The sequence below is a fragment of the Pseudooceanicola marinus genome (assembly GCF_020177265.1).
In the GTDB taxonomy this organism is placed as follows: Bacteria; Pseudomonadota; Alphaproteobacteria; order Rhodobacterales; family Rhodobacteraceae; genus Pseudooceanicola; species Pseudooceanicola marinus_A.
This window is the reverse complement of sequence record NZ_JAIVMC010000007.1, coordinates 292,565-309,356: the sequence shown is the minus strand read 5'-3', so window position 1 is coordinate 309,356 and position 16,792 is coordinate 292,565. Positions and strand designations below refer to the sequence as shown.

The following is a 16,792-nucleotide window of genomic DNA, read 5'->3' as shown; positions in this document are numbered from 1 at the left end:
CAAGCCAGATACATGCGGCATGACACACGAAGAGCTCGAAAAGATCTTCCTGCTAGGCGACACGTCCAACGACGCACTTCGCCTGCGCCTAATTGCAGCCCGACTATCGACTGGCCTCACCCAGAAGGAAGTCGCCGATGCAGTTGGCCTGGCAAAGCAGACGTACCACTCCCAGGAGGCCCGAGGCGCGCCATCCATCTCGGTTGCAAGGTATTTTTACCGGGCTCACGGCATTGACTTCAATTTCCTCTTCCACGGCGACTTTGCCCACCTTCACCCAAGCGTGCAGGCGAAGCTGGCGGACGCGGCCCTAAAAGCCAGCGAGTAGCAGGGTCAAACACCCAATTCACGTCGACCCCAAGCACTCGGAGCACGCGAACAAAGCGCGCCAGTATCATCTTCGATTCCCTATCGTTCATGTTTTGTTCTCACTTATGAGCGGCCCGATCAAGCCCCAATCGAGAACGTATGTCTGAATTTTTCAGACCATTGGATTGACTAGTCTGATTTTTTCGGACTATCAACCTCCATCATCACAGATGGAGGCTTCGATGCTGACCCCTGACGAAAGCGCGCGCCTGCGGTCCGACTGGGCCGCGCGGAAGGCCGCCCGCGGCACCCCGATCTCGCCCGACCGGCTGGCCCGGCTCACCCCGCACCACCTCGCCGGCGCGCCGGCCGTGTCGTCACAGATGGCCGAGGTCCTGGACATCACCGAGCGCTGCCGTGGCAAGGTCCGCGCCCTGATCGCCAGCCGCGCCCATCCAGAGGGCGCGGCATGAGCCTGCTCCCCGTCGCCCTGACCGGCTGGCTGCTGACCACCGCTGCCCTGGTGATGATCGCGGGAGTGCCGGCATGACGCGTCCCCTGATCGTCCCCGAGACAATGGGCTTCTACCGCGCGGTCACTGCGACCGGCTGGGCCACCTTCGACCGCGAAACCGGCGCCTGCCGGGCCTCCACCCCGGAGGAAGCCCAGAAGGCCGAAGAACAATCGCGCCCGGCGCCCGAGCCCGTGGAGCCGGAAGCATGAGCGCCCGGATGCCCATGACCTCGCGCCGAACCGACCACAGGCGGTCTCTGTTTCAACTCGCGCTGGAAGGCCTTTGCTGGCTGGCGGTGGCGTTGCTGATCACCGCCGCGCTGCTGGATCTGCCGACAACGCTCGCGCGCCGGGCGCTCCAGCCCGACGCCACCGTCGGAGATCAGCCATGACCGGCCGTCTCTTCGATACCCACGCGATCACCGACTTCCTCGGGCGCGTTGCGCCGCTGAGTGGCGACGCCCTGCACGAGGCGTTCGTCTGCGCCGCTCTCGAAGGGGGCGGCCGCTTCCACGTCCCCGCCGAAGGCCGCGCCGTGCTGACCCTCTACCGGATCACCGCAAGCGGCCCGACCGAGGCCAAGGCCATCGCCGCCTGGATCACCCATGCCCGCGAGACCGTGGCCGACACGGCTGCCGAGGCGGACGCCCTGCCCGCCTACCCCTGACCTCCAGACACCGCCACCGGAAAGGACCTGCCATGTTGCACCAGATGCCCCGCGCCGCCGCGCCTGCCCCGGAGATCTCCGACGGCCCGAGCGCCACCGTCGCCCTTGCCGAGCTTCGGCTGGCGGCCAACCGGTTGCCTCGCGTGATCGAGCGCCGGAACACGATCCCGGCCCTGGGCTGCGTGCGGACCCGGTTCAAGGGCGGCCAGGTTTCACTGGAGGCCACCGACCTCAAGATGACCCTGGCGCTGGACTTGGAGGCGCAGACCATCGGGCGCGCGGATCTGGTGATGTCGCATCGGGCGCTGGCCGGTTTCCTGCGGGCCGCCCGGGGGCCCGTCACGATCACCCATATGAGTGGCGAGGACCATGACCGCGTCCGCCTCTCCGACGGCGAGATCCAGGTCACGCTGCAGCTGAGCATCCCTCCCGAGGACTTCCCCCAGCCCTTCACGGATCTGGAGCCCGTGGGAGGGCCCGGCGCGGGCGCGTTCACGCTTTCGGGTGCGCAGGCGCTGCGGCTCTTCGATCTGGGCCGGTCCTGCGTCAGCCGCGAAGAGACCCGCTATTATCTCAACGGCACCTTCCTGACGACAAAGCCGGACGCGGGCACCCTGCGGGCCGTGTCTACCGATGGCCACCGCATGGCCATCATCGACTGCGATGAGCCGGCGCGCTTTATCGAGGGGCCGCGCGCCGACGGCAGCAAGGCGACCGACCGCCCCGACGGCCTCATCGTCCCGGTCCGCGCCGTCGATCTGCTGATCGCGATCGCGCGTAAGGCAGGGAATGCCCCGCTGACCTTCGCTGCTGATGCGCGCCACATGATGGTGACGGCGCCCGGGCTGCGCCTGGTGATCCAGGGGATCGACGGCACCTATCCGGATTACACCCGGGTCACGCCGCCGGCCTCCGACGCCTTCACCGCCCACCTGTCGGCCAGCGCCCTGAGCCGCCTGCGCACCATCGCCAGTGCGACCTGCTACGGGCGCAGCCTGCCCCTGCGGCTGGATCCCGGCGCCGGACGCATGTCGCTCAGCATGCCCGATGGCGTTGATCTGAGCATCGCCCTGCAGGGCCATACGGAGCGGGAAGGCCAGACGGCAACCTACAGCCTGGCGCTGCTGTCCGAGTTCGCCCGGATCGCCCCGGCCTTCACCCTCTCCAGCGCCGGGCGCGGAGAGCCCGCCCGCATCGTCACCGAGGACCCCGATGCGCTCTGGGTTCTCATGCCGATGCGCGACTGAGGGGAACGGATCATGAAGGACATGGGCTTCCCCAAGGCGTCCAAGGAGGATGCCGGCCTCAAGGAAACAGACGCGGATCGCGAAGTCCGTGACGGCGCCTTCCGCGTGGCAGCGGGAGAACTGCGGAGCTTCATCGAACGCTTCGAGCGGCTCGCGGCGGAGAAGAAGGGCATCGCGGACCAGCAGAAAGAGGTGATGGCCGAGGCCAAGGGGCGCGGATACGACGTGAGGGTCTTGAGGCTCCTCATCGCCCTGCGCAAGCGCGAGCCCGACGACATCGCCGAGGAAGAGGCGGTGCTGCAGATGTACAAAGACGCCATGGGGATGGGCTGATGCGCTGGCTAATCTTCTCTCCCATCCTCCTCGCGCCGAGCCTCAGCGCCATGACTGCGGCAACCTTCGCCCTCACCGGCAATCCCGCCTTGCTGCTGGCGGCGGTTGTTTGCAGCGGTGAAGCCGTGGCGCTGGCCCTGATGACCCGCGACAGCGCCCACATGCTCCGCCTCCTGCGCGCCGCCCGCCCCTGGGCGCCCTACATCATGGCCGCCCCCGCCTTCTCCGGCTGGCTCTTCGGGCGCGAGACCGACGCCACCAACCTCCTCACCATGGCCACCTGCACCGGGCTGGCCACCCTCGCCCTGCTGCCCGCCCTCTGCGGGCTGGCACTGTCCCGGGAGGCCCGCTGATGGACGGCTCGCACCTTATGGACATCACCGGCACCCGCTACGTCCTCGCCCACATAGGCACGCGCATGCTCTTCACCGCACAGGGCTTACCCCGCGACTACGTAAACGAGGGCGGCTGGGAGCAGGACAGAGATGGCGGCTGGAATTGGCGCAGCTTCACCAAGAACACACAGGTCAGCTGCGTCGGGAACTCTGTCTGTCCGCCCGTGGCAGCCGCGGTGGTGAAGGCGAATTGTGGGCAGCTGGCTGAGCGGGAGGACCTGCAATGCTTGATGAATTGACTGGCTACCAAGCCGAAGAAGTCGAACGACTGCAGAGCATCGGCGCGCGCGCCCGGTCGCTTGCGCAGGAAGGAGCCTCCCCTGCGCTGCGAAACGTCTGCGTCGCCATCCTGGGTGAGCTGAAGGAAATGATCCGCAAAGTGAAGGAGGATGAGTGATGGCCGACCACACCCTCAATAAGGAAGCCGCCGTGGGAAGCACCCGCTGGGTGTCCAGCTTTCTCGGGATGTCACCGGGCGCCTTTCGCAACCGGCGCCAGAACCTCGAAGCAGAGGGCTTCCCCCGGCCCGATCCCATCCTGAAGCTCTACATCAAAGCCGACGTAAAGGCCTGGATTGAGAACCGTCGACGGGTCACGGACGCAGCCAAGGTTTTCCCTGACGCCGAGCGACAGCGCATCAACCTCGATGCCCTCTGACCGGGAAACCTCGAAACAACGAAAGCAGGACAAATGGCCTACAAGGACGCCCTCTGGGACGGATCGGATCCGTCTTACGCCCCGGGTCTGAGCAAGGGGAGGCAGTATTACTACTGGAAGCCCTCCCCCAAGTTTCGAAAAATGGGATACCCAAAGACCTCGATCCGCCTCACCGGAGAGGAAGGCGACGGTCAGGATCTCTTGCGCGCGCACGAGGCACGCGAGCTGACTCGCCAGATGCTAGCATACTACGGCGCAAACATTGAAACGCGCGAGCCCGGCACTTGGGGATGGCTTATCCACCGCTACAAGACCGACCGCCATAGCCCGATCCACGGGGTCAAGGAAAACACCCGGACAAACTATATTTGGATCCTGGATCGCTGGGACGCGGCCATAGGCAGGGTCGCGATCGGCGCCACGGACTATACCACCATCTGCGATCTGCGTGACGGCATGAAAGCCAAGGGCCGCAACACGTCCTATATCCATCGCATGTTCGAGCGGCTTCGCGCGGTGGCCAAATACGGCAAGATGCTGAAGTACGCTCCGGCGCACGAGGTTTCGGACATACTCCGCGACATGCGGTTTCAGACCCCGCCCCGACGCTCGGTCACTCCGACGCGCGAACAAATTCGGGCCGTTGTGGACGAGGCCGACGCAAGGGGCATGTTCGCCTTCGCGACCGGCTTGCTGATCCAGTGGGTCTTCTGCCTGCGCTCTGTCGACGTTCGGGGCCAGTGGCTCCCCTGCGCTCCCGATGCCGGCGGCATCGTCCGCAAGCTCTCACGCAATCGGCGGCAGCGCCTTCTGCCCGACGCCTACGAAAGATGGCAGGACGGTCTCACATGGGACATGTTCGATGAAGATCTGTCAGGTTTCTCGAAGGTCATCTCAAAGACTGCACGCTCGATGCCGGACCCGATCCGCTTCGGCCTGACAGATGTCCCAGAGCTCCGCGCCAGGCTTTTCATCCTGTCGCAACGTGGTCGCATCGGTCCGGTCATCACAGGCGAGCGCACTGGCATGCCCTACACGGTCTATGGCTGGAGCCAAGCGTTCCGCAGAATCCGTGATGACCTTGGACTGCCCAAGAATTTGACTGTGATGGACACCCGCGCGGGCGCCCTGACCGAGGCGAAGAACCTCGGCGCTGACCCCTACATTCTGCGCGACGCGGGGCAGCATCTGAACGTGACAACCACCGACCGCTATGCCCGCGGCCGAGACGAATCCATCGCAAAGGTCGTTAAGCTCAGAAACACGCAGTGAACCTGCCGTCGAAACACCGTCGAAACAGGTCGAAACGACGAAACAGAACTTCTCTTAAGTAATTGATTTTATGGTGCCCCCACACGGACTCGAACCGCGGACCTACTGATTACAAATCAGTTGCTCTACCAGCTGAGCTATAGGGGCATCACAGGCCGTTTACGCGGATCGCCCGCGCCGTTCAAGAGGGTTGCGCGACAGGGTCAGCGGTTGGCGCGGGCGAGAAGCGCCACGGCGCAGAGGCCGACGGCGATCACCACCAGGGCCGCCGGGGCCGCCTCCCCCAACTGCTCCAGGCTGGCCTTCTCATGCACCCGCGTCGCCAGGGTGTCGTAGTTGAAGGGCCGGAGCAGAAGCGTCGCCGGCAGTTCCTTCACGCTGTCGACGAAAACCAGCAGCAGGGCCGAGGCCAGGGAGCCACGGATCAGCGGGAAATGCACCTCGCGCAGCACCGCCGCGCGGTTGCGGCCCAGGGACCGCGCCGCCATGGGCAGCGAGGGCGGGATGCGCCCCATGGCGCTGTCGGCCGCCCCCTGGGCGATGGCGAAGAAACGCACAGAGTAGGCTAGCACCAGGGCAAAGCCCGTCCCGGTCAGCAGGAGGCCCGGATCGTAGCCGGTCAGCGCCGTGACGCCATCGGCCAGGCGATGGTCGATACCGGCCAGCGGGATCAGGATGCCCACGGCCAGCACCGCGCCGGGGGCCGCATAGCCGATGGTCGTCACCGGCATCAGCAGGCGCGGCAGGGCGGCGCCCGACAGACGCACCCCGTAGACCAGGAAGACCGCGGCGGCGACCGTTACCAGGGCCGCCAGCGCGCAGACCGTCAGCGTGTGGCGCAGCGCGGTCAGCAGGCCCGGGTCGGTCCAGGCCCCGGCTTCGTTCCAGGCGTGGCTGGTGATCACCGCCCCCGGCAGGACGAACCCCAGGGCGAAGGGCAGCGCACAGGCCAGCGTCGCGGCCCAGCCGGCCAGGCCGCGCAGGCGCACCGGCAACACGGGCCGGTGACGGCTGGACAGGTTGTAGTAGCGCAGGCGACGGCGGGAGCTTTTCTCCAGCAGCACCAGGAAGACCACGAGGCCGAGGATCACGCAGGCGATCTGCGCCGCGCCGCCGGCGTTGTAGCTTTGCAGCCAGACCGAGAAGATGCCCGTGGTCAGGGTCTGCACCGCGAAATAGTCGACGGTGCCGAAATCGTTCACCGTCTCCATCATCACGATGGCGACCGAGGCGGCGATGGCGGGCCGCGCCAGGGGCAGGCCTACGGTCAGGAACCGCCGGACAGGGCCGCGCCCCAGCGACATGGCCACCTCCTCGGCGCCGCCGGACTGTTCGCGGAAGGCGGCGCGCGACAGCAGGTAGACGTAAGGATAAAGCGAGGCCGTCAGCACCACGATCGCCGCCCCGATCGAACGGATCTCGGGGAACCAGTAGTCGCGCGAGGAGGTCCAGCCAAAAAGGCTGCGCAGCCCGGTCTGCACCGGCCCGGCGTATTCTAGGAAATCCACCAGCGCATAGGCCCCCACATAGGCCGGGATAGCCATCGGCAGCAGCAGCAGGTATTCCAGCCAGCGATGGCCGGGGAAGCGATAGCGCGTCACCAGCCAGGCCGCCCCGGTGCCCACGGCCCCGGTCAGCGCCCCCACGGCCCCCATCAGGATCAGCGAATTGCCCAGGTAGCGCGGCAGGGTCGTCGCCACCAGATGCGGCCAGATGTTCGCCTCGGGCCAGAGCGCGGTCCAGATCACCGACAGGATCGGGAAGAGCGCCAGCGCCGCGATCAGCGCCGCCCCCACCGACCAGGGCGAGGGAAGGCGCCGCGCAGGGCGCGACGATGCGGTCCGGGAGATCTGAGCGTGGTCTTGCGGCATGAGGTCTGGTTGCCCGAAACCGCTTTGCCTGTCCAGATGCGAGCGTATATAGAAAACCGACCGCAGAACGTGACGGCAGGTGAGGTGAGGTGATGCAGGTTGTTCTCCACGCCGGGGTGCACACCACGGACGAAGACCGGCTGATCCGTTGCCTGCTGAAGAACCGCGACCGCCTGCATGAAGATGGCATCGCCGTCCCCGGGCCCTCGCGCTATCGTCGCGCGCTGCGCGATGCCATCCACGAATTGTCCTCGCGTCCGCCCGAGGCCGGGGCTCGCGACAAGTTTCTCACGCAGACCCTGGATCACGAGGCGCCCGAGCGGCTTGTGCTGTCGAACGAGAACTTCTTCTGCGTGCCCAAGCTGGCGGTGGCGGACGACCAGTTCTACCCCCACGCGGAGACCAAGCTGGCCGATTTCCGGGAGTTCTTTGCCGGCGACCGGCAGGAGCTGTTCCTGGCGGTGCGCAACCCGGCGACCTACCTGCCGGACGTCTTCAACATCTCCCCGCAGCAAAGCTTCGACCAGTTCATGGGCGGCACCGATCCGCTGGCGCTGCGCTGGTCGGAGCTGATCGGCCGCATCCGCGAGACCGTGCCGGACATGAAGATCACCTGCTGGTGCCACGAGGATACGCCCCTGATCTGGGGCGAGGTCATGCGGGCACTGGCCGGGCTGTCACCGGAGCACCGGCTGGACGGCGAGTTCGACATGCTGAGCGACATCATGTCGCCCGAGGGGATGCGCCGCTTCGAGGCCTACCTGGCTGCCCATCCGGGGATGAGCGAAAGCCAGCGCCGCCGCGCCGCCACCGCCTTCCTCGACAAATTCGCCCTGGACGACGCGCTGGAAGAAGAGCTGACCGGCCCCGACTGGGACGAGCTGATGATCGACATGCTGACGGAGCTGTACGAGGAAGACGTCTACGAGATCGAACGCCTTCCGGGGGTGACCTTCATCACGCCATAGATGAGGCGGCAGGTCGTGGGCCGGGCCCCGCCGGTCCGCAGGCGGTCCGGCCTGGGCGGGCGGAGCGCAAAGGTGCGCCCCGCGAGGGCCGGCGGGGGATGTCCCGCACGGGCCAAAGCGCTCAGTGCATGCCGAGCGCTTCCTTGTACATTTCCAGAACCGCCTCTTCCTCGGCGATGTCGTCGGGCTCGCGCTTGCGCAGGGCGATCAGCTTGCGCAGGACCTTCACGTCGTAGCCCCGGCCCTTTGCCTCTGCCATGACCTCTTTCTGCTGGTCCGCCAGGTCCTTCTTCTCGGCATCGAGGCGCTCGAAGCGTTCGATGAACTGGCGCAGCTCGCCTGCGGTCACACGGTAGTTGTCGGACTTGACGTCTTCGTCGTCCATCATGGCTGTCGCCTCCTGTTTTTCTGCGCGGTCCCCTGCTCGGGCAGCTTCCTTTGCTAGCGGCGCGGGCGCCCCGCCGCAAGGGTCCATTCCACCCCCGCGCTTGCAACGGCGGTCCCGCTCCGCTACGCGCGAAACGCAGATGTGACAAGCGATAGGCGGAGAAGTCGATGGACGTGATGATCTGGGGGGGCGCGGCGGTGTCGCTGGTTGGCCTGGTGCTGCTGGTCTGGTCGATCATCAAGGTGGCGCGCGGCCGCGCGGCCGGGCTGGAGGACGCCGAACTGCGCGAGGTGATCCGCCGCGCCATGCCGATGAACATGGGCGGATTGCTGCTGTCCGTCTTCGGGCTGATGCTGGTGATCCTGGGGATCTGGCTGGGCTGACCGCCGGCCCGCATTGCCCGGGCTACGGGTCGTCCGTTCTCGTGCGATTCGACGCCGTGCCCCTGCAAAACGATGCCGCGGCGCCGCATTCCGGGCGCCGCAGCGCGGACGGAGGGCCGCCCGCCTCCGGTCTCAGACCGGCATGTTGTCGAAGCGGGATTCGATCGCCTCGTTGGTCAGGTCTTCCTGAAGCTGCCGCAGGGGGGCTGGCACCACCAGGCCGCGGCGGGTGTAATTCCCGATCAGGTCATGCAATTCAGGCAAATGATGATGCCGGCTACCCGGCCGTGTTCCGGAAATCAGCTCCGACACATTCGCGAATTTCCGCTGCAACTCGTCAAGCGCGACAGGGTTCATGATGGCTCCTCCGGGTGTGGGGGGAAGCCTCTGCGCCGCAGCATCCTGCGGCCAGCTTCCCGGTAGTTTTCTATGAAGTGGGGCCGCCGCTCCTCCGACGGGAACTGCCACAACTATAGCGAAAGCGACGCCCCGCGCCCAAAGGAAATGATCATCGACGCGGCAGAAGGTCGCGAGGCCTCGCCCCGCCGGGCGCCCTGCGTCTGGACAGGCGCCGGGGCCGCTCCTATTGATGGGGTATGAACATTCGTCAAATCACCCCGCAGTATTCCGTCTCTCCGCAGATCGAACCGGAAGACCTCACGGCCATCCGAGATGCCGGGTTCACCCGGGTCATCTGCAATCGCCCCGACGCCGAGGTGCCCCCGGCCCTGCAGGCCGACACCATGGCCAAGGCCGCCGAGGCCGCCGGCATCGAGTTTGCCGTGCTGCCTCTGACCCATGACACCATGACGCCCGAGAATATCGCGCGGCAGATGGAGCTGATCGAGGCCGATGGCCCGGTGCTGGCCTATTGCGCCTCGGGCACCCGCTGTTCGGTGATCTGGTCGCTGGGCCAGGCGATGAGCGGCGCGCTTGGCACCGAGGAAATCCTCGCGACCACCGCCCGCGCGGGTTACGACCTGTCGAACCTGCGCCCCCGTCTCGAACAGATGGGCTGAACAGTCAGGCGCGGGCCCGGTCACCGGGCCGCGCCCCGGCCCTCGCGGTCACCAGGGCGCCCGTCGGGCTCCCTCCTCTGGCCTACCCCTCAAGACCCATGACGTGACAGCGCCCCTCGCGGGCGCTTTTTCATGCCGCGCCAGCCACCTCCGGCTCTTCGCGCCAGAGGCCTTCCGCTTTGCCAAAAGGGGGAGAACGGCAGCTCATTCGGCAGGACCGCCCGGACCTGCCGGTGCCCTCTACTCCTCCGGGTCGGGCAGATCGGCCAGGGACATGGCCGGAAAATCGTCGTCGTCTCCCGCCTCCAGCTCCGGCAAGTCCGACAGGTCGGGCAGGTCGTCGAGCGCCGGGAAATCTGCCTCCCCCGCGTCATCCGAGGACGACAGATCGCCCAAGGGCGGCAGCTCCCCGCCCTCGTCGCTGTCGAACCCGCCGATCTCCGCCGTATCGAAATCCATCGCGCCGAGATCCATCGCTGCGGGCGAGGCCTCCGCCATGTCAGCGGCGGCGAAATCCATCTCACCGCCGTCCATCGCCGAGCCCGCCCCGCCGCCGTCCGGTGCAGGCAGGCCGGCCTGGCCCGCGCCACCGACGCCCTGCGCCTCGGCCAGTTCGGCCATGGTCAGCCGCACGGCGCGAAACCCGCCCATCTGGCCCAAGCGCACTTTGCCCAGGCAGGCCGCGCGCCCTGTCTCGCCGCGGGTTTCCAGCCGGGTTTGGGTCAGAGCGGCGCGGGGGATCCCGATCAGATCCCCCACCTTCAGCGCGCTGACGCGGGCAAAGGGCATGGTGGTGCGGTGCAGGACCGCGTCGATGGTGGCGGGCGCCGACATGACCGCCTCGCCCACGGTGGGTCCGGCATCGCCCGCGGCCTCGCCCTCCTGCTCGATCGCGGGCAGGTGGCGGCGGTCTGGAAGCGCGAAGAGCATGTGCCCCTGCCGGGTGGCGCCGAATTCCGCGTGCAGGCGGAAGACGTGGAAATCGGGGGCATCCAGCGCCAGGCTCATCAGCCGTACGTTCTCCAGCCGCACGCCGAAGCTGTACCCGGCCATCCAGTCCGCCGCCGGATCCCCTTCCAGCATCATCGCCAGGCGCAGGAAGACATCGTCGAGGATCGGCCCGATCAGGGCTGCATCCGTGGCCGTGGTCGCGCGCGGCTCCGGCTCCAGCGGGGAGACGCGGCCCATGGTGCTCTGCTCCACCAGGGCGGAGGTCGCCATCAGATCCAGCATCATCGCCCCGGTCACTCTCCCGGCCCCATCCAGCAGCACCAGCAGCGCGTCATCGGCCAGATGCCCCGCCAGATCATCGGCCGAGAGGTAGTCGTACTGGCACGACAGGACGACCAGCGACATATCCAGAAGCTCATCCGCGCTTTTGGCAAGCGACAGCCGCAAGGCTTTCTCGGGCGACATCGCCCGGGCCTGGTAGGTCTCTCGCGCCGCTGACGCCTTCTTGCGCAGCACCGCATTGGATGCAGTTGATGCCATGTCTTTCGCCACCGCCATTCGCGGGTTTCCCTGCTGGTTGTAGGCGTCAGATGGTTACCATTCGCTTTAGCCCCGCCTTATTGCGCTGCCAGCGCCTCCGGCGGCGGCAGCACGACGCGGAAGGCTGCGCCCCCCTGCCCCGGCAGGTAGGAAATGGTACCGCCCAGGCGCAGCATGATCTCCCGGCAGATGGCCAGGCCAAGGCCCGCGCCCCCGGCCTTCTGATCACCGATACGGGCGAATTTCTCGAAGATCATCGCCTGTTGCGAGGTCTCGACGCCCGAGCCGTTGTCGATGAAATCCACGATCAGCTGCCCCTCGGCCCGGCGCACGGAGATGCCCAGCACCGGTGCCTCGGCATCGCAGTATTTCCGCGCATTGGCGATCAGGTTGATGAAGACCTGCGCCAGACGGTCGCCATCGGTGTCGATCCAGATGTCCTCCTGCGCCGGGGTGCGGCGCAGGGTCAGCCGGCCATCATCGGCGCCGGTGGCATGCACCGCGTGGTCCAGAACGTCGCCCAGACGCACCCGGCTCTGGTTCAGGGTCACCTGGCCGTTCTCCAGCACCGACAGATCCAGCAAATCGTCCAGCAGGCGGGTCAGGCGTTTCGCCTCGTCATGGATGATCTGGGCATATTTCGACTTCGCCTCGCCGGACAGGTCCGGGGCATCGCGCAGGATCTCGGAAAAGGACCGGATCGAGGTCATGGGCGTGCGCAGCTCGTGGCTGATCTGGCTGAGGAAGGCGTCCTTCTGCACCGACAGCTGGGTCAGCTTCTCGTTCGCCAGCCGCAGCTGCCGGGCGGTGCGGGCCAGTTCGGCCGACTTGGCTTCCAGCTGGCTGGAGTATTCCATGATCTGCGCCGTTTCATCGGCCACGGCCATCAGATCCTCGACCGAGACGGCGGCGCGGCCGACGATCTGGCCCACCATGGCGTGCGCCGTGGCGGCGCCCACGCTGCCCGACAGCTCGCGTTCCAAGACCTGCAGGAACTCCCCCGTGGGTTCGGGCAGGTAACCCTGTACGCCCTGGCGTTCCGCCTCGCGCTGGAACAGCTTCTGCGCCTCGCGCGCGCCCAAAAGGCGCTGCGCCATGACCATCAGGTCCTCGCTTTGCGCCGTGCCGCCCTCCCAGCCGCGGGGGCTGGCGGAATGCTGGAAGATGTTGACGAACTGCGCCCCCTGCAACCGCTCCATCGGGCTGGGGAAGGACAGCAGCGAGATCCCAGCGAAGAGGCCGGAGTTGATCAGCATCGACCACAGGACCCCGTGCACCAGCGGATCAAGCCCCTCGATCCCGAAAAGCGCATAGGGCCGCAGCCAGCTGAGGCCCCAGGGTCCATGCCGCATGACCTCCGCCGGGATCACCACGCCTTCGCCGAAGGACGGCAGGAAGAGGCACCACAGCCAGATGGAAAATCCCGCACCCAGCCCGGCCAGGGCGCCCGACCGCGCGCCGCCGCGCCAGAAGATCCCGCCCAGAAGCGGCGGCAGGAACTGCGCCACCCCCGAAAAGGAGATCAGGCCGATGGCCGCCAGCGCCGCGCCACCGCCCGACAGGTGGTAGTAGAGATAGCCGAGGAAGAGCACGCCGACGATCGACAGCCGCCGCGCCAGGATCACCACGTGGCGCACGTCGCCCGAAACCATCGCCCCCTTGCCCGGCTGCAGCTTCAGCCAGATCGGCATCACGATGTGGTTCGACACCATGGTCGACAGCGCGATGGCCGCCACGATCACCATCGAGGTGGCGGAACTGAACCCCCCGATGAAGGAAAAGACCGCCAGCCCGGTCTGCCCCTGGCTCAGCGGCAGGGTCAGGACGAACATGTCGGGGTTCGAGCCGCGCGGCAGCGTCGACAGGCCGGCCACCGCAATCGGCATGACGAAAAGGCTCATCAGCATGACATAGCCGGGGAAGGCCCAGGAGGCGGTGCGCAGATGGCGTTCATCCTCGTTCTCCACCACCAGCACCTGGAACATCCGCGGCAGGGTCAGGAAGGCGGCACCGGCGAGGAAGATCAGCCCCGACCAGCGGCCGTTGGCGATGTGCCATTCCCCCAGCCGGGCCGAGGCGTCGATCCGCGCCAGCGTCTCCCCCAGGCCACCGCCCAGCCCCCAGACCACGTAGATCCCCACGGCCAGCAGCGCGCAAAGCTTCACCACCGCCTCGACCGCGATAGCCATGACCACGCCGTGGTGGCGTTCGTTGGCATCCAGGTTGCGGGTGCCGAAAAGCACGGTGAAGGCCGCCAGCCCGGCGGCGACCCAAAGCGCGGTGGTCTGGCTTTCGGCCCCCATGCGCGCCGTTGGGTCGGCGGCGGCGAAGACGGCGAAGCTCTGTGTCACGGATTGCAGTTGCAGGGCGATGTAGGGCGTGGTGCCCACGACCGCGATCAGGGTCACGGCGACCGCCAGCAGGTTCGACTTGCCGTAGCGCGACGAGATGAGGTCGGCGACCGAGGTGATGCGCTGGCTGCGCCCGATCCGCACGATCTTGCGCAGGCCCCAGAACCAGCCGATCATCACCAGCGACGGGCCGATGTAGATCGTCATGTATTCCAGCCCCGACCGCGCGGCGTAGCCGACAGCCCCGTAGAAGGTCCAGGCGGTGCAGTAGATCGACAGCGACAAGGTGTAGACGATGGGCGAACGCAACCAGCCCGAGCGTCCGCGCAGGGCCGCACGTTCGGCGCCGAAAGCCACCAGGAACAGCGCCGCGCCATAGGCCATGCAGACCGCGATCAGCAGGTTGAGCGAGGCCATCAGCCCCGGCCCCCGCCGGCACCATCCTCACCCTCTGCGCCCGGGCCCGCGTTGCTGACACCATCAACGCCCATGTCGTCGGCGCCCGGCGCCCCACGGCCGAAGTCCGCGCCCGCAGCCGCCGAAACCGCCCCGCGGTTGCGCAGGACAAACTCGGCCGGCAGGTCGGGCGCGGCGCCGCGTGCCCCCCCGGTCCCGCCACTGTCCAGCCGCTCGACCTCCTCGACCGACAGACGCCAGACCAGCAGGGCCGAGGCGATGGCCAGCCCGGCCCAGACGGAAAAGATGTAGATCATCGCCCGCGACACCGGCAGGCCCTGCCCCGCGCTGCCTTCCCCCAGTTCGAACTCATTGCCCTCGGGCCACAGCAGCGGCACGGCCAGCAAAAGCACCCCCAGGATCGGCAGCAAGCGTGCCGCGTCGATCAGCCTGCGCTGACGGTAGCTCTGGCGTTCGAGGAAAACGGGGCGGACCGGCGGCGGGCTCATCGGCGTCTAGTCCCCCATATCTGCGAGGCAGCGCATCACGGCGCGACCAGCGCGTTCACCGCCTCCAGCACCTCGGCGTTGGAGAAGGGTTTCGACATGAAGCGGCTGGCGCCGATTTCCTCGGCCAGGGCGCGATCCTTGGTCTGGCCGCGCGCGGTCAGCATCAGAACCGGCAGGTTGGCCCCGGCGCCTTCGCCAGCGCGCAGCTCGCGCAGGATGTCGTAGCCGGAGCGGCCGGGCAGCATCACGTCGAGGATCACCAGGTCGGGCGCCCGCGCACGGATCGCCTCCACCGCATCCTCGCCGTTGGAGTGGCTGGACACATGCCAGCCGTCCCGTGACAGGATGAAGGAAATCGCCTCGATGATGTTCGGCTCGTCCTCGACGACGAGTACGGACTTGCTCATTCGGTCCTCCCCTCCCAGCAGAGCAATGCCGGAAAGTTCTAGCAGTCTTCACGGGCGCGTTGAAAGCGCCTTCTCGCGCGGAAACGGAATCAGTGACGCCAAAAGGCCTCAGCCCCCGCTTTCCGCCATGATGGAGGGTTCGCGGCGCCCTCGGCAATCCGCTTTCGGGCAGATCCGGCAGGTCACCCCGACGCGCGGCAGGTCCACAGGATCCTCGGCCCGCCCCGGCTGGATCAGCATATGCGCCTCGAAGGTGGGATCGCGGTTGGCCACGGGGGCGCCCACGGGCTGGGCAATGGCATGGGTGACGAAGACTCCCTCCGACCGGCCCGCCAGGCGGATCTTGCCGGCAATGGGCATCATCGGCCGGCTCAGCGCCTGGAACAGCGGCCAGAGCGGACAGGCCGCGCCGAAGCGTGGCAGAGGGAAGCGGTCCAGCGGCTTGCGGAAGGTCAGCGTGCCCGAGGCGTCGCAAGCGACCAGGCCCAGGGGCGCCTGCCCCTTCTCGGCCAGCCGGTCGGCGGGCAGTGTTGCCAGGCGGCGCATCATCCGCCCGGCATCGACGCCGAAGCGCGCGCCAAGGGCCGCCGGGTCCAGCACGACGCCCTCCGGCAGGGCCTCTATCACCGCCGAGACCGGCAGCGCCGCCGCTTCGCGCGCGTATCGGTCCAGCACTCGCCGCGCCATCAGCCGGGCGGCGCCCGACCCAAGACGTTCGCCGGCGGTCGACAGCAGCGCCTCCACCGCACCGTCCTCCGCGCCCCCTTCCAGCGCGGGAAAGTGGAAGCCGTGATCGCTGAGGAACCCCTCGACCTGGTCCTGGGGAGAGGCGATGGCCGCCTCGCTGGTCTCGCCCTCGTCCAGTTCCTCGACCAGCCGCCGCGCGCCCTCGGCCAGGCGGGCGCTGTCCTCGCGGATGTTGCGGTTGAAACGATCCCGCCACTCGGGCTCCAGCTCCTTTTCCGCCACCAGGATCTCGGCAGAGGCATGGATCGCCGTGACGGTCGACAGCACCTCGTGCAGCGAAGCCGCCAGGTGAGGGTCATGGGTCAGGCGGTCAGTCAACGCCTCCACGGCCTGTTGCAAGGCCCCCAGGCGCTGCCCCTGCTGCGCCACCAGTTGCGCCCAGCCCGGGAAACGGCCGACGAATTCCTCGATCCGTTCCAGGTCCGCACCGGCCTCGGGCCGGTCTGCGGCGGCCTGGCGCAACTGCGCCAGAAGCGCGGCCTCCGCGCCCTCCGACAGGGCGGAGGGCTCGACCCCCAGCGCCTCGGCCAGCGACAGCAGCAACTTCCCGCCGATTCTGCGCCGATTGTGCTCGATCAGGTTGAGATAGGAGGCCGAGATGCCCGCCCGTCGGGCCAGTTCCGCCTGCCGCATGCCCACCAGATTGCGCCTTTCGCGAATCCGCGTGCCGGTCAGCGATCCGCCCCTGCCACGTTCAGCCATCAAATTTCCCTGTTCTTTCAACCATATTCTGCGGCGCAACATTGATTAATTTACACAACTCGCACTCGTATAGTCGATTAATTTACAAAAAAATCAAGTAATGAAAGTGGGTTGTTGATCGCTTTTCCATTCCTCTGCCATGATCCTTTTGCATCATGCGCTCGGGT

General features: G+C 67.3%; 23 protein-coding genes and 1 tRNA gene. 15 read left to right on the top strand and 9 right to left on the bottom strand.

The genetic code is table 11. The features are described 5' to 3' along the window. The first annotated feature begins 19 nt into the window (after positions 1 to 19). The 12 genes from LC066_RS14065 (at position 20) to LC066_RS14010 (ending at position 5,393) form a co-directional block, all read left to right on the top strand. Positions 20 to 328, top strand: coding sequence for a helix-turn-helix transcriptional regulator (locus LC066_RS14065; protein WP_224900143.1), 309 nt, complete (start codon positions 20 to 22; stop codon positions 326 to 328). A gap of 223 nt (positions 329 to 551) precedes the next feature. Beyond that, positions 552 to 782, top strand: a complete 231-nt coding sequence (locus LC066_RS14060) for a hypothetical protein (protein WP_224900141.1) — start codon at positions 552 to 554, stop codon at positions 780 to 782. A 73-nt stretch (positions 783 to 855) separates the two neighbouring features. Continuing rightward, the gene (locus LC066_RS14055; protein ID WP_224900139.1) at positions 856 to 1,032 is read left to right on the top strand and encodes a hypothetical protein; all 177 of its coding nucleotides are present in this window, start codon (positions 856 to 858) and stop codon (positions 1,030 to 1,032) included. After that, a complete protein-coding gene (locus LC066_RS14050) occupies positions 1,029 to 1,214 on the top strand; it encodes a hypothetical protein (protein WP_224900137.1) in 186 nt (61 codons plus the stop codon). The genes LC066_RS14055 and LC066_RS14050 overlap by 4 nt, the downstream gene beginning before the upstream one ends. After that, on the top strand, positions 1,211 to 1,489 hold the full coding sequence (locus LC066_RS14045) for a hypothetical protein (protein WP_224900135.1): 279 nt from the start codon (positions 1,211 to 1,213) through the stop codon (positions 1,487 to 1,489). Before LC066_RS14050 ends, LC066_RS14045 begins: the two co-directional genes overlap by 4 nt. A gap of 32 nt (positions 1,490 to 1,521) precedes the next feature. After that, positions 1,522 to 2,736: a DNA polymerase III subunit beta gene (locus LC066_RS14040; protein ID WP_224900133.1), complete on the top strand. Its 1,215-nt coding sequence runs from the start codon at positions 1,522 to 1,524 to the stop codon at positions 2,734 to 2,736. Positions 2,737 to 2,748: 12 nt separating this feature from the next. After that, positions 2,749 to 3,069, top strand: a complete 321-nt coding sequence (locus LC066_RS14035) for a DUF2312 domain-containing protein (protein WP_224900131.1) — start codon at positions 2,749 to 2,751, stop codon at positions 3,067 to 3,069. Beyond that, positions 3,069 to 3,422: a hypothetical protein gene (locus LC066_RS14030; RefSeq protein WP_224900129.1), complete on the top strand. Its 354-nt coding sequence runs from the start codon at positions 3,069 to 3,071 to the stop codon at positions 3,420 to 3,422. The genes LC066_RS14035 and LC066_RS14030 overlap by 1 nt, the downstream gene beginning before the upstream one ends. Then, positions 3,422 to 3,703: a hypothetical protein gene (locus LC066_RS14025; RefSeq protein ID WP_224900127.1), complete on the top strand. Its 282-nt coding sequence runs from the start codon at positions 3,422 to 3,424 to the stop codon at positions 3,701 to 3,703. The genes LC066_RS14030 and LC066_RS14025 overlap by 1 nt, the downstream gene beginning before the upstream one ends. Next, positions 3,688 to 3,861 carry a hypothetical protein gene (locus tag LC066_RS14020; RefSeq protein WP_224900124.1) on the top strand — a complete coding sequence of 58 codons (174 nt, stop codon included), beginning with the start codon at positions 3,688 to 3,690 and terminating at the stop codon, positions 3,859 to 3,861. Before LC066_RS14025 ends, LC066_RS14020 begins: the two co-directional genes overlap by 16 nt. Then, a complete protein-coding gene (locus LC066_RS14015) occupies positions 3,861 to 4,121 on the top strand; it encodes a hypothetical protein (protein WP_224900121.1) in 261 nt (86 codons plus the stop codon). The genes LC066_RS14020 and LC066_RS14015 overlap by 1 nt, the downstream gene beginning before the upstream one ends. A gap of 33 nt (positions 4,122 to 4,154) precedes the next feature. Beyond that, positions 4,155 to 5,393 (top strand): recombinase, encoded by a 1,239-nt coding sequence (locus LC066_RS14010; protein ID WP_224900117.1) that lies wholly within the window; start codon positions 4,155 to 4,157, stop codon positions 5,391 to 5,393. Positions 5,394 to 5,464: 71 nt separating this feature from the next. On the opposite strand, the gene LC066_RS14005 is transcribed toward LC066_RS14010, so the two are convergent. Beyond that, positions 5,465 to 5,540: transfer RNA gene (locus LC066_RS14005), tRNA-Thr, on the bottom strand. Positions 5,541 to 5,596: 56 nt separating this feature from the next. Then, positions 5,597 to 7,264, bottom strand: a complete 1,668-nt coding sequence (locus LC066_RS14000; protein WP_224900113.1) for an ABC transporter permease — start codon at positions 7,262 to 7,264, stop codon at positions 5,597 to 5,599. A 92-nt stretch (positions 7,265 to 7,356) separates the two neighbouring features. Here LC066_RS14000 and LC066_RS13995 point away from each other — a divergent pair, with 92 nt between their 5' ends. Further along, positions 7,357 to 8,232, top strand: coding sequence for a hypothetical protein (locus tag LC066_RS13995; protein ID WP_224900109.1), 876 nt, complete (start codon positions 7,357 to 7,359; stop codon positions 8,230 to 8,232). Between the two features lie 121 nt (positions 8,233 to 8,353). Here LC066_RS13995 and LC066_RS13990 read toward each other — a convergent pair whose 3' ends face one another. After that, positions 8,354 to 8,620: a DUF2312 domain-containing protein gene (locus LC066_RS13990; RefSeq protein WP_222478173.1), complete on the bottom strand. Its 267-nt coding sequence runs from the start codon at positions 8,618 to 8,620 to the stop codon at positions 8,354 to 8,356. 167 nt (positions 8,621 to 8,787) lie between these two features. Here LC066_RS13990 and LC066_RS13985 point away from each other — a divergent pair, with 167 nt between their 5' ends. Then, positions 8,788 to 9,003, top strand: a complete 216-nt coding sequence (locus tag LC066_RS13985; RefSeq protein ID WP_224900106.1) for a hypothetical protein — start codon at positions 8,788 to 8,790, stop codon at positions 9,001 to 9,003. Positions 9,004 to 9,135: 132 nt separating this feature from the next. Here the strand turns inward: LC066_RS13985 and LC066_RS13980 are convergent, their stop codons facing one another. Then, a complete protein-coding gene (locus LC066_RS13980; RefSeq protein ID WP_222478169.1) occupies positions 9,136 to 9,360 on the bottom strand; it encodes a hypothetical protein in 225 nt (74 codons plus the stop codon). Between the two features lie 239 nt (positions 9,361 to 9,599). Here LC066_RS13980 and LC066_RS13975 point away from each other — a divergent pair, with 239 nt between their 5' ends. Then, a complete protein-coding gene (locus LC066_RS13975; RefSeq protein ID WP_224900104.1) occupies positions 9,600 to 10,022 on the top strand; it encodes a TIGR01244 family sulfur transferase in 423 nt (140 codons plus the stop codon). A gap of 240 nt (positions 10,023 to 10,262) precedes the next feature. Here LC066_RS13975 and LC066_RS13970 read toward each other — a convergent pair whose 3' ends face one another. The 5 genes from LC066_RS13970 to LC066_RS13950 form a co-directional block, all read right to left on the bottom strand. After that, on the bottom strand, positions 10,263 to 11,513 hold the full coding sequence (locus LC066_RS13970) for a FliM/FliN family flagellar motor C-terminal domain-containing protein (RefSeq protein ID WP_224900101.1): 1,251 nt from the start codon (positions 11,511 to 11,513) through the stop codon (positions 10,263 to 10,265). A 77-nt stretch (positions 11,514 to 11,590) separates the two neighbouring features. Then, positions 11,591 to 14,281 (bottom strand): ATP-binding protein, encoded by a 2,691-nt coding sequence (locus LC066_RS13965; protein WP_224900098.1) that lies wholly within the window; start codon positions 14,279 to 14,281, stop codon positions 11,591 to 11,593. Further along, positions 14,281 to 14,769: a hypothetical protein gene (locus LC066_RS21535; RefSeq protein ID WP_318246719.1), complete on the bottom strand. Its 489-nt coding sequence runs from the start codon at positions 14,767 to 14,769 to the stop codon at positions 14,281 to 14,283. Before LC066_RS21535 ends, LC066_RS13965 begins: the two co-directional genes overlap by 1 nt. A gap of 35 nt (positions 14,770 to 14,804) precedes the next feature. Further along, positions 14,805 to 15,176 (bottom strand): response regulator transcription factor, encoded by a 372-nt coding sequence (locus tag LC066_RS13955; RefSeq protein ID WP_224900095.1) that lies wholly within the window; start codon positions 15,174 to 15,176, stop codon positions 14,805 to 14,807. Between the two features lie 108 nt (positions 15,177 to 15,284). Further along, entirely contained in the window at positions 15,285 to 16,625 is a 1,341-nt protein-coding gene (locus tag LC066_RS13950) for a helix-turn-helix domain-containing protein (RefSeq protein ID WP_224900092.1), read from the bottom strand. Positions 16,626 to 16,792: the final 167 nt, after the last annotated feature.

Coding starts and splice junctions, on each gene's coding strand:
- LC066_RS13995 (WP_224900109.1), top strand. CDS start 7,357: ATGCAGGTTGTTCTCCACGCCGGGGTGCACACCACGGACGAAGACCGG.
- LC066_RS13980 (WP_222478169.1), bottom strand. CDS start 9,360: ATGAACCCTGTCGCGCTTGACGAGTTGCAGCGGAAATTCGCGAATGTG.
- LC066_RS14045 (WP_224900135.1), top strand. CDS start 1,211: ATGACCGGCCGTCTCTTCGATACCCACGCGATCACCGACTTCCTCGGG.
- LC066_RS13970 (WP_224900101.1), bottom strand. CDS start 11,513: ATGGCATCAACTGCATCCAATGCGGTGCTGCGCAAGAAGGCGTCAGCG.
- LC066_RS14050 (WP_224900137.1), top strand. CDS start 1,029: ATGAGCGCCCGGATGCCCATGACCTCGCGCCGAACCGACCACAGGCGG.
- LC066_RS13950 (WP_224900092.1), bottom strand. CDS start 16,625: ATGGCTGAACGTGGCAGGGGCGGATCGCTGACCGGCACGCGGATTCGC.
- LC066_RS21535 (WP_318246719.1), bottom strand. CDS start 14,769: ATGAGCCCGCCGCCGGTCCGCCCCGTTTTCCTCGAACGCCAGAGCTAC.
- LC066_RS14040 (WP_224900133.1), top strand. CDS start 1,522: ATGTTGCACCAGATGCCCCGCGCCGCCGCGCCTGCCCCGGAGATCTCC.
- LC066_RS14020 (WP_224900124.1), top strand. CDS start 3,688: ATGCTTGATGAATTGACTGGCTACCAAGCCGAAGAAGTCGAACGACTG.
- LC066_RS14030 (WP_224900129.1), top strand. CDS start 3,069: ATGCGCTGGCTAATCTTCTCTCCCATCCTCCTCGCGCCGAGCCTCAGC.
- LC066_RS14055 (WP_224900139.1), top strand. CDS start 856: ATGACGCGTCCCCTGATCGTCCCCGAGACAATGGGCTTCTACCGCGCG.
- LC066_RS14015 (WP_224900121.1), top strand. CDS start 3,861: ATGGCCGACCACACCCTCAATAAGGAAGCCGCCGTGGGAAGCACCCGC.
- LC066_RS14025 (WP_224900127.1), top strand. CDS start 3,422: ATGGACGGCTCGCACCTTATGGACATCACCGGCACCCGCTACGTCCTC.
- LC066_RS13975 (WP_224900104.1), top strand. CDS start 9,600: ATGAACATTCGTCAAATCACCCCGCAGTATTCCGTCTCTCCGCAGATC.
- LC066_RS14000 (WP_224900113.1), bottom strand. CDS start 7,264: ATGCCGCAAGACCACGCTCAGATCTCCCGGACCGCATCGTCGCGCCCT.
- LC066_RS13955 (WP_224900095.1), bottom strand. CDS start 15,176: ATGAGCAAGTCCGTACTCGTCGTCGAGGACGAGCCGAACATCATCGAG.
- LC066_RS14035 (WP_224900131.1), top strand. CDS start 2,749: ATGAAGGACATGGGCTTCCCCAAGGCGTCCAAGGAGGATGCCGGCCTC.
- LC066_RS13965 (WP_224900098.1), bottom strand. CDS start 14,281: ATGGCCTCGCTCAACCTGCTGATCGCGGTCTGCATGGCCTATGGCGCG.
- LC066_RS13985 (WP_224900106.1), top strand. CDS start 8,788: ATGGACGTGATGATCTGGGGGGGCGCGGCGGTGTCGCTGGTTGGCCTG.
- LC066_RS14060 (WP_224900141.1), top strand. CDS start 552: ATGCTGACCCCTGACGAAAGCGCGCGCCTGCGGTCCGACTGGGCCGCG.
- LC066_RS14010 (WP_224900117.1), top strand. CDS start 4,155: ATGGCCTACAAGGACGCCCTCTGGGACGGATCGGATCCGTCTTACGCC.
- LC066_RS13990 (WP_222478173.1), bottom strand. CDS start 8,620: ATGATGGACGACGAAGACGTCAAGTCCGACAACTACCGTGTGACCGCA.
- LC066_RS14065 (WP_224900143.1), top strand. CDS start 20: ATGACACACGAAGAGCTCGAAAAGATCTTCCTGCTAGGCGACACGTCC.